The sequence below is a fragment of the Streptomyces anatolicus genome (genome assembly GCF_019400875.1).
Lineage (GTDB): Bacteria > Actinomycetota > Actinomycetes > Streptomycetales > Streptomycetaceae > Streptomyces > Streptomyces anatolicus.
In genome coordinates, this window is sequence record NZ_WMBF01000209.1 from 1 (window position 1) to 10,631 (window position 10,631).

A 10,631-nucleotide genomic window follows, 5' to 3' on the forward strand; every position below is an offset into this window, starting at 1 on the left:
GAGGGGGCCATGTGGCGGGCCGGTGGATCTTGCTGGGGTTAACCCCACCCCCACGGCACGCTCCCGCGCACGGCTTCCGCGAGCGACCCCGCGCGGCCCACTCCCGCGGGTGACAGCGGGCGCCGGTGCGCCGCCGCCACCTGCGCCTTCGCGAAAGGAGCCGAGGGCCCGTCGCACACCGGCCCGCCGACCTCGTAAGGTCGTGTCCGTGTTGGAGGAGATGCGGATACGGTCGCTCGGAGTCATCGACGACGCGGTCGTCGAGCTGTCACCAGGGTTCACCGCCGTGACGGGTGAGACCGGCGCGGGCAAGACGATGGTGGTCACGAGCCTTGGCCTGCTGCTCGGCGGGCGCGCGGACCCCGCCCTGGTGCGGATCGGCGCGAAGGCGGCGGTGGTGGAGGGCAGGCTCGCCGTGCCCGCCGACTCCTCGGCGGCCGTGCGGGCGGAGGAGGCCGGTGCCGAACTGGACGACGGGGCGCTGCTCATCAGCCGTACCGTCTCCGCCGAAGGGCGCTCCCGGGCGCACCTCGGCGGGCGCTCGGTGCCGGTGGGGCTGCTCGCCGAACTCGCCGACGACCTGGTCGCCGTGCACGGGCAGACCGATCAGCAGGGCCTGCTGAAGCCCGCCAGGCAGCGCGGCGCCCTCGACCGGTACGCGGGCGACGCGGTCGCCGTGCCGCTCGCCAAGTACACGGCCGCCTACCGCAGGCTGCGGGCCGTCACCGCCGAGGTCGACGAGATCACCACGCGCGCGCGGGAGCGGGCCCAGGAGGCGGACCTGCTCCGTTTCGGCCTGGAGGAGATCGGGGGCGTCGAACCGCGCGAGGGCGAGGACACCGAACTGGCCGCCGAGGCCGAGCGGCTCGGCCACGCGGAAGCACTCGCCTCCGCCGCCACGTCCGCGCACGCCGCCCTCGCGGGCAACCCCGAGGACCCGGAGATCGTCGACGCCTCCACGCTCGTCGCGGGGGCATCCAGGGCCCTAGAAGCCGTACGGTCGCACGACCCGGCCCTGTCCGCGCTCGCCGAACGGCTCGGTGAGATCGGGATCCTGCTGAGCGACGTGGCGGGCGAACTCGCCGGGTACGCGGACGACCTCGACGCCGACCCGCTGCGGCTCGCCGCCGTCGAGGAGCGCAGGGCCGCGCTGACCCAGCTCACCCGGAAGTACGGCGCCGACATCGACGCCGTGCTCGCCTGGGCGGAGGAGGGCGCCGCGCGCCTGACCGAGCTGGAGGGCGACGACGACCGGCTGGACGAGCTTGTCGCGGAGCGGGACGCGCTGCGGGCCGAACTCGCGGGGCTCGCGCAGACGCTGACCGACGCCCGGCAGGAGGCGGCCTCGCGGTTCGCGGCGGCCGTCACCGAAGAGCTTGCCTCGCTGGCGATGCCCCACGCGCGCGTGTCGATCGCCATCAGCAGCACGGAGGTTCCCGAGGGGTCCGACGGCGTGGTCGTCGACGGCCGCACGGTCGCGTACGGCCCCGCGGGCGTCGACGAGGTGGAACTGCTCCTCGCCCCGCACCCCGGCGCGCCCGCCCGGCCCATCGCCAAGGGCGCGTCGGGCGGTGAGCTGTCGCGCGTGATGCTCGCCGTCGAGGTGGTCTTCGCGGGCACGGACCCCGTCCCCACGTACCTCTTCGACGAGGTCGACGCGGGCGTCGGCGGCAAGGCGGCGGTCGAGATCGGCCGACGCCTCGCGCGGCTGGCGAAGTCGGCGCAGGTCGTGGTCGTCACGCACCTTCCGCAGGTCGCGGCCTTCGCCGACCGGCAGTTGCTGGTCGAGAAGACCAACGACGGCATGGTGACGCGCTCCGGGGTCCAGGTCCTTGAGGGCGAGGACCGTGTGCGGGAGCTGTCCCGGATGCTGGCGGGCCAGGAGGACTCGGAAACGGCGCGGGCCCACGCCGAAGAACTCCTCGCTACCGCTAGGTCGGACGGTTAAGGCTCCCTCGGCTGGCGCCCCGTTAGGGGCGCGGGGAACTGCGCGCTCAGCCGACGAAAAACCGCAGACGCGTCTGCCGAGTTACTGAGCAGACGCGTCTGCGGGTTTTTTGTGGTTGCTCGCGCAGTTCCTCGCGCCCCTTACGGGACGCCTACACCTCACCCGTGTGGGTGATTGCGCCGAGAGACTTGGCCGACCCCGCACGGAAGTGACCTTTCGCCGGTGCCGGAACGGCACCCCGCCTGGCATCCTTGGCGGAACCGCCCGCCGCAGACCCAGGAGCCCCGGCCGCGTGAGCCACGTGAGCAGCCACTCGCCGCACGGACAGCCACCGCACGGACAGACGCCGCTGCACACCGTTCAGGTACTCGGCGGCGCCGGCGCGGGCAGTTGCGCCCACGTCAGATCGCTGGCCGCGGGCCTCGCCGCCCGGGGCGTGCGGGTCACCGTATGCGCTCCGGAGGAGGCCGTCCGCGCCTACGACTTCGCCGGCACGGGCGCCCGCCACGTCCACGTGCCCCGCAGCGGCGACCCCGCATCGGTGGCCGCACTCCGCGTGGCCTGCGCCGACGCCGACCTCGTACACGCGCACGGCCTGCACGCCGCCTTCCGTGCCGTCCTCGCGCTCACCGGGCGCCGCACCCCGCTCGTCGTCACCTGGCACCACCACGCCCACGCCCACGCGGCGGGCGCCCGTGCCCGCGTCCTGCGGATGCTGGAGAGACGCGTCGCCAAGACCGCCACCGTGGTCCTCGGCGCCTCGTCCGACCTCGTCGACCGGGCCCGCAGGTCGGGCGCGAGGGACGCCCGCCTCGCCGCGGTCGTGCTGCCCGTGCCCCGCCGCACCCGCCTCCCCGAGGCCACGGAGGAGGAGCCGGAGCGCCGCCGCCACAAGGCCCGCGCCGAACTGGGCGCCGTGGACCGTCCGTTGGTCCTGGCCGTCGGCGCCCTGGAGCGGGGGCGTGCCTACGACGTACTCCTGGACGCCACGCGCGCGTGGCGGCACCTGGACCCGCTGCCGCTCCTCGTCGTCGCGGGGGAGGGCCCGGAGCGGCCCGCCCTCCAGCACCGCATCGCGGACGAGCAGCTTCCGGTCCGCCTCGTCGGGCGCCGCGACGACGTCCCCGAACTCCTCGCCGCCGCCGACCTCGCGGTGCTGCCCGGCAGCCCGGACTCCCGCCCCGTCCTCGCCCAGGAGGCCCTGCACGCGCGCGTGCCGCTCGTCGCCGTCGCGGTGGACGGCGTCCCCGAACTGGTCGGCGACGGCGCCGAACTCGTCCCCCGCGAGGACGCGGCGGCCCTCGCCACCGCCGTCGTCCGCCTGCTCGCCGACCCGGTCCGCAGGGCGGAGCTGAGGAACAGGGGCACCGCCCAGGCCGCCACCTGGCCGACCGAGGACGAGACGGTGACCCAAGTCCTCAGCGTGTACGACGAGTTGACGCAGCCGGTGCCGTACAGCTGAGCCCAGCTGGTGCCCTACAGCTGAGAGAGCTCTACGTCACATGCCTGCGCGCCCGCAGCGCCAGGCTCAGCGCCAGGACCGTCTGCGGGTCGTCGAGGTCCGTGCCCAGCAGCTCGCTGATCCGGGCCAGGCGGTTGTACAGCGTCTGCCGGTTCAGATGCAGCTCGCGCGCCGTCTCCGCCTTGCGGCCCGCATGCGCCAGAAACGTCTGGAGCGTCGGCAGGAGCGGCGGCTTCGAGCGCTCGTCGTGGGCGCGCAGCGGGCCGATCGCGCGGTCCACGAACGCCGCGAGGACCCCGTCCTCGTCATGGCGGTGCAGCCGCCACAGCAGCAGGTCGATGTCGAGGCGCCGCGCGTCGTACCAGGGGCGGTCCGGCAGGCCCTGCGCGGCCGTCGCCGTCTCCGCCGCGTGCCGCAGCCCCGCCGACGCCGCTGCCCAGCCGCCCGCGACGCCCACCACGACGACCGGCGGCTGCGCCCCGGGCCGCCGCATCCCCGCCCGCTCCACACCGGCCCGCAGCGCCGCCGCGACCCGGTCGGCCACCGCGGTCCGCTCGGTCTCCGAGCGCAGGCCGAGGAGCAGGGGCACCCGGCCCTCGACGGGACGTACGCCAAGGAGCACCGGCACGCCCACGGACGCCAGCTCCTCCGCGACCGCCCGTGCGAGCACCGCCCAGCCGCCCCCGGTCGGCAGGCCGTCCGCGAGCCGCATCACCACCGGCAGCAGCGGGCTTCCCTCGGGGCCGGGCCGGAAGCCGAGGACGCGGGCCTGCGCCGGGGCGTCGTCGGGCTCGATCCTCCCCTCCGCGAGGTCGGTCAGGAAGTCACCGCGGCCGCGTGCCGCCAGCTCCTCCTCCTGGCGGGCCTGCATCAGCACCACCGCCAGACTGCTCGCCGCACGCTCCGCCGCGATGCGGTGCACCGGCAGCGGCGCCGCCTCCACCGCGAGCAGCACGAGCCGGGCCCGCACCGAGCCCGCGCCGGGCCCGCCGCCCGGCACGTCGACGAGGACCGCGCCCGCGGGCGGACCGTCCCGCTCGACGGTCCGCCCGCGCAGCCCCTCCCACACCTGGAGCGGATCCGCGCACTCCGTGCCGGCCGCGGCCGCGTAGAGCAGCTGCCCGTCAGCCGTCTCGAGGAAGACCGGGTTGCCGCTGAACTCCGCGAGGATGGCGAGGACCTGGGGGATGCCGCCGCCGCTCAGCAGCGCCTCCGTGCACCGCCTGTGCACCTCCTCGGCCTGCTGGAGCAGCGCGTAGTGGCCGTTGACGATCTCCGTGTGGACCTCTTCGGTGACCGTCACGAACGGCACCTCGCGGTGCAGCTGCACCAGGGGGAGCCCGGCGGCCCGCGCCGTCTCCACGATCGCCGCGGGAAGCCGTGCGAAGCGCGGCCCCAGCTCGACGACGAGCGCCGCGATGCCCCGCTCGGCGAGCTTGCGCACGAAGGCGCGCTGCTCGGCCGGGCGCGCCCCGAGCCCGAGCCCCGTGGTGAGCAGCAGCTCGCCGCCCTTGAGCAGGGAGGCGATGTTGGGCACCTCGCCCGCGTGCACCCACCGCACCGTCCGCTGCAGCCGGTCCGCGCCCGCGACGACCTCGGGGAGCCCGCCGCGCAGCCCCGGAAGTTCCAGCGCGCGCTGCACGGTGATGCCGCCCTGAGTGCCCTGACTGTCCATGGCGCGACGCTACCGGGGCGCACTGCACCGGAACATCTCCGACCGGTCACGGCGGCCCCCGGCGGCCCCCGGCGGGGCGACAACTCGTCGCCTCCGGGCGGAAATTGCGCGACCCCCTGTCGCTTGTGGCGTACGTCACGTCACCGGCAGGGTGCCCGCCATGCCCGATCACATGTCAGAGCAACCGAGCACACCCGAGGTCCACCGCCTCAAGGCGAACTCCGTCGGCGTCGTCGGTGTCGTCTTCATGGCGGTCGCCACCGCCGCGCCGATCACCGCCATGACCGGCAACCTCCCGATCGCCGTCGGCGCGGGCAACGGCACCGGCGCCCCCGCCGGCTACCTCTTCGCGACGCTCGTCCTGACGGTCTTCTCCGTCGGGTACGTCGCCATGGCCAAGCGGATCACCGCCGCCGGTGCCTTCTACGGCTACATCTCGCACGGCCTCGGCCGCATCGCGGGCATGGCCTCGGGGATGCTCGCCGTCCTCGCGTACATCGTCTTCGAGGCGTCGATCGTCGGCGTCTTCTCGTACTTCGCGCAGACCACCGTGGAGGACCAGCTCGGCCTCGACCTGCCGTGGATCGTCTACGCGGCCGCGATGCTCGCCGCCACGGCCGTCCTCGCGTACTTCGACATCAACCTCACCGCGAAGGCGCTCGGCGTGATGCTCGTCGCGGAGATCGCCGTCCTCTTCGCCGTCGCCACCGCTGTCCTGCTCCACGGCGGCGGCCCCGACGGCATACCCGTCGAGCCCCTGAACCCCGAGAACGCCTTCACCGGCACCTCGGCCGGACTCGGTCTGTTCTTCGCCTTCTGGTCGTGGGTGGGCTTCGAGTCGACGGCGATGTACGGCGAGGAGTCCCGCGACCCCAAGCGCGTCATCCCGCGCGCGACCCTCGTCTCGGTCGTCGGCGTCGGCGTCTTCTATATCTACGTCTCCTGGATGACGATCGCGGGCAACGGCCTGTCCGGCTCGGTGGAGATCTCCCGGTCGGCCACGCCGCTCGACCTGTTCTTCGACCCCGCGCACAGGTTCATCGGCGCGTGGGCGGTGGACACCTTCCAGTGGCTGCTGATCACCGGCTCGTTCGCCTGCGGGATGGCCTTCCACCAGTGCGCGTCGCGCTATCTGTACGCGATCGGGCGCGAGGGCTTCCTGCACCCCGCCCTGGGCCGCACCCACCCCGCGCACGGCTCCCCGTACATCGCCTCGTACGTCCAGTCGGTCATCGCCGTCGCCCTGGTGGCCGCCTTCTGGCTGACCGGCCAGGACCCGTACATCCATCTGTACACGCTGCTGGCGATCCTCGGCACGATGGCGATCCTCATCGTGCAGACGCTCTGCTCGTTCGCCGTGATCGGCTACTTCCGGCGCAACCACCCCGAGGACCGGCACTGGTTCAAGACGCTGGTGGCGCCGCTCCTCGGGGGTCTCGGGATGATCGCCGTGGTGGTCCTGCTGGTGATCAACATGGATACGGCGGCGGGCTCGGCGGCGGACTCGCTGCTCTTCAAGGCCATCCCGTGGATCGTCGGCCTCGTCTTCCTCGGCGGCCTCGCCCTCGGCGTGTACCTGCGCGCCAGGCACCCGCGGCGCTACGAGATCATCGGCCGCGTCGTCCTGGAGGACGCGGCCGAACGCGAGGACGGCGACGGGAAACCCGCCGCCGTCCCGAGCCGACAAGCGGCGCCTTAACCGCCGTACGCCCCCGAAGCCGTCAGCCGCAGTGCCGTGTCGATCAGCGGCACGTGGCTGAAGGCCTGCGGGAAGTTGCCGACCTGGCGCTGGAGCCGCGGGTCCCACTCCTCGGCGAGCAGGCCCAGGTCGTTGCGGAGCGCGAGCAGCTTCTCGAAGAGCTTGCGGGCCTCGTCGACCCGGCCGATCATCGCCAGGTCGTCGGCCATCCAGAACGAGCAGGCGAGGAACGCGCCCTCGTCGCCCTCCAGGCCGTCCACGCCCGCGTCTTCACCGGCCGTCGGATAGCGCAGGATGAACCCGTCCGACGTCGAGAGCTCCCGCTGGATCGCCTCGATGGTGCCGATGACGCGCTTGTCGTCGGGCGGCAGGAAGCCCATCTGCGGGATCAGCAGCAGCGAGGCGTCCAGCTCCTTGGAGCCGTAGGACTGCGTGAAGGTGTTGCGCTCGGGGTCGTAACCCTTCTCACACACGTCCCGGTGGATGTCGTCGCGCAGCTCGCGCCACTTCTCCAGCGGGCCGTCCGCGTCCCCGGACTCCAGGAGCTTGATGGTGCGGTCCACGGCGACCCAGGCCATCACCTTGGAGTGCACGAAGTGGCGGCGCGGGCCGCGCACCTCCCAGATGCCCTCGTCCGGCTCGTCCCAGTGGTCCTCCAGGTAGCGGATCAGCTTGAGCTGGAGCAGCGAGGCGTAGTCGTTGCGGGCCAGGCCCGTCATGTGCGCCAGGTGCAGCGCCTCGGTGACCTCGCCGTACACGTCGAGCTGGAGCTGGTGGGCGGCGCCGTTGCCCGCCCGGACCGGCTGGGAGCCCTCGTATCCGGGCAGCCAGTCCAGCTCCGTCTCGCCCAGCTCGCGCTCGCCCGCGATGCCGTACATGATCTGGAGGTTCTCCGGGTCGCCCGCCACCGCGCGCAGCAGCCACTCGCGCCAGGCGCGGGCCTCCTCGCGGTAGCCGGTGCGCAGCAGCGACGACAGCGTGATCGCCGCGTCGCGCAGCCAGGTGAAGCGGTAGTCCCAGTTCCGCGAGCCCCCGATGTCCTCGGGGAGCGAGGTGGTGGGGGCCGCGACGATGCCGCCGGTCGGCGCGTAGGTCAGCGCCTTCAGCGTGATCAGCGAGCGGACCACGGCCTCCCGGTAGGGCCCGTGGTACGTGCAGTGGTCGACCCAGTCGCGCCAGAAGTCCTCCGTGGCGGTGAGCGCCGCCTCGGGCTCCGGCATGGCGGGCTGCTGCTTGTGCGAGGGCTGCCACGAGATGGTGAACGCGATCCGCTCACCCGGCGAGACCGTGAAGTCCGAGTACGTGGTGAGGTCCTTGCCGTACGTCTCGGCGTCGGTATCCAGCCATACGGAGTCCGGCCCCGCGACGGCCACCGTGCGGCCGTCGACCTTGTGCACCCAGGGAACCACACGCCCGTAGCTGAAACGCATCCGCAGTGCCGAGCGCATCGGCACCCGGCCGGTGACGCCCTCGACGATCCGCACCAGCTGGGGAGCGTCGGTGTCGCGCGGCGGCATGAAATCGATCACGCGGACGGTGCCGCGCGGGGTGTCCCACTCCGATTCGAGCACCAGGGAGTCGCCGCGATAGGTGCGGCGAGCGGCCGTGGGTGGCTGCGAATCCGGTGCGTACGCGGGCCCGAGGCGCCAGAAGCCGTGCTCCTCGGTGCCCAACAGGCCGGCGAAAACGGCGTGGGAGTCGAAGCGGGGAAGGCACAGCCAGTCGACTGTGCCGTCCCGGCAGACCAGGGCTGCGGTCTGCATGTCTCCGATGAGTGCGTAGTCCTCGATGCGCCCGGCCACGTGCATCTCCAGTCGAACGGCCACGTTCGCCCCGCGGGGCGCTTACTTACTGGTCAGCGGTCAAGTGATCGTTGCCGAGCGCTTGTTCCGGGTGCAAGGCGGGGTGGTGCCGTGTGCCGGAGGGGGCTCGGCAGCGAGTGTCCGAGCAGGATACGACGCACGTTGGTGATCTGCGCGCCCCTCCCGGCAACGAGGCGCGGCCGAACGGGTGAGCGGCAGGTGAGAGGGGGTGTGCCCCGGTGTCCTGCGGTGTCGCGGGGGATCGGGGGGCGTGCGGGTCCTGTGACGGCGCTGTGTGCGCCTGATGGCGGAGCGTGGCCGGAAGCAGCCTCCTCCGGGCGCTGATACCCTGGTAGCCCGTGAGCCGGTGGTCATAGAACCCCCGAACCGCAGCGACGGCACCTCCCCCCGGATCCCCGGTGAGGCCGCCGGTACGCACCTTCCAGACCGCGACCACGGGAGCCCCCTCTTGGCCATGCAGCCCAAATCCCAGACGACCAAGCACATCTTCGTCACCGGGGGTGTCGCCTCTTCCCTCGGCAAGGGTCTGACTGCCTCGAGCCTGGGTGCGCTCCTCAAGGCGCGTGGCCTGCGCGTCACGATGCAGAAGCTCGACCCGTACCTGAACGTCGACCCGGGCACGATGAACCCCTTCCAGCACGGTGAGGTGTTCGTCACCAACGACGGCGCCGAGACCGACCTGGACATCGGCCACTACGAGCGCTTCCTCGACGTCGACCTCGACGGCTCCGCGAACGTGACCACCGGCCAGGTCTACTCCCAGGTGATCGCCAAGGAGCGGCGCGGTGAGTACCTGGGCGACACCGTCCAGGTCATCCCGCACATCACCAACGAGATCAAGCACCGCATCCGCCGCATGGCCACCGACGACGTCGACGTGGTCATCACCGAGGTCGGCGGCACGGTCGGCGACATCGAGTCGCTGCCGTTCCTGGAGACCGTCCGCCAGGTCCGCCACGAGGTCGGCCGGGACAACGTCTTCGTGGTGCACATCTCGCTGCTGCCCTACATCGGCCCCTCCGGCGAGCTGAAGACCAAGCCGACCCAGCACTCGGTCGCCGCCCTGCGCAACATCGGCATCCAGCCCGACGCGATCGTGCTGCGCGCCGACCGTGACGTGCCGACCGCCATCAAGCGCAAGATCTCGCTGATGTGCGACGTCGACGAGGCCGCCGTGGTCGCCGCCATCGACGCCAAGTCGATCTACGACATCCCGAAGGTGCTGCACACCGAGGGCCTTGACGCCTACGTCGTGCGCAAGCTCGACCTGCCCTTCCGCGACGTCGACTGGGCCCAGTGGGACGACCTGCTCGACCGCGTGCACAACCCCGACCACGAGGTCACCGTCGCGCTCGTGGGCAAGTACATCGACCTGCCCGACGCCTACCTCTCGGTGACCGAGGCGATGCGCGCGGGCGGCTTCGCGAACAAGGCCCGCGTCAAGGTCAAGTGGGTCACCTCCGACGACTGCAAGACCGCCGCGGGCGCCAAGAAGCAGCTCGGCGACGTCGACGCGATCCTCATCCCCGGCGGCTTCGGCGAGCGCGGCGTCGACGGCAAGGTCAGCGCCATCCGCTACGCCCGCGAGAACAAGGTGCCGCTGCTCGGCATCTGCCTGGGCCTGCAGTGCATCGTGATCGAGGCGGCCCGCAACCTCGCGGACATCCCCGACGCGAACTCCACGGAGTTCGACGCCGCCACGTCCCACCCGGTGATCTCCACCATGGCCGAGCAGCTCGACATCGTCGCCGGCGAGGGCGACATGGGCGGCACCATGCGCCTTGGCATGTACCCGGCCAAGCTGGCCGAGGGCTCGATCGCGCGTGAGGTGTACGACGGCAAGGAGTACGTCGAGGAGCGCCACCGCCACCGCTACGAGGTGAACAACTCCTACCGCGCCGACCTGGAGAAGAAGGCCGGGATCCAGTTCTCCGGCACCTCCCCGGACGGCAAGCTCGTCGAGTACGTCGAGTACCCCCGCGAGGTCCACCCCTACCTGGTCGCCACCCAGGCGCACCCGGAGC

General features: G+C 72.6%; 6 protein-coding genes. 4 read left to right on the forward strand and 2 right to left on the reverse strand.

Annotation, left to right across the window (positions count from 1 at the left end; genetic code table 11):
- Positions 1–220 precede the first annotated feature (220 nt).
- On the forward strand, positions 221–1,948 hold the full coding sequence (gene recN, locus GKQ77_RS19060) for a DNA repair protein RecN (protein ID WP_219690126.1): 1,728 nt from the start codon (positions 221–223) through the stop codon (positions 1,946–1,948).
- Positions 1,949–2,240: 292 nt separating this feature from the next.
- Complete coding sequence (locus GKQ77_RS19065; protein WP_219690122.1) at positions 2,241–3,410, forward strand: glycosyltransferase family 4 protein; 1,170 nt, start codon at positions 2,241–2,243, stop codon at positions 3,408–3,410.
- 31 nt (positions 3,411–3,441) lie between these two features.
- On the opposite strand, the gene GKQ77_RS19070 is transcribed toward GKQ77_RS19065, so the two are convergent.
- The gene (locus GKQ77_RS19070; RefSeq protein ID WP_219690123.1) at positions 3,442–5,085 is read right to left on the reverse strand and encodes a PucR family transcriptional regulator; all 1,644 of its coding nucleotides are present in this window, start codon (positions 5,083–5,085) and stop codon (positions 3,442–3,444) included.
- Positions 5,086–5,257: 172 nt separating this feature from the next.
- On the opposite strand from GKQ77_RS19070, the gene GKQ77_RS19075 reads away from it, so the two are divergent.
- The gene (locus tag GKQ77_RS19075) at positions 5,258–6,784 is read left to right on the forward strand and encodes an APC family permease (protein ID WP_219690124.1); all 1,527 of its coding nucleotides are present in this window, start codon (positions 5,258–5,260) and stop codon (positions 6,782–6,784) included.
- On the opposite strand, the gene GKQ77_RS19080 is transcribed toward GKQ77_RS19075, so the two are convergent.
- A complete protein-coding gene (locus GKQ77_RS19080) occupies positions 6,781–8,592 on the reverse strand; it encodes a glycoside hydrolase family 15 protein (protein ID WP_219690127.1) in 1,812 nt (603 codons plus the stop codon). The two genes, GKQ77_RS19075 and GKQ77_RS19080, sit on opposite strands and share 4 nt — an antisense overlap.
- 469 nt (positions 8,593–9,061) lie before the next feature.
- Between GKQ77_RS19080 and pyrG the strand changes: the two genes are divergently transcribed.
- Positions 9,062–10,631, forward strand: a 1,570-nt coding sequence (gene pyrG, locus GKQ77_RS19085) for a CTP synthase (protein WP_219690125.1), incomplete at its 3' end; no start/stop codon positions are given.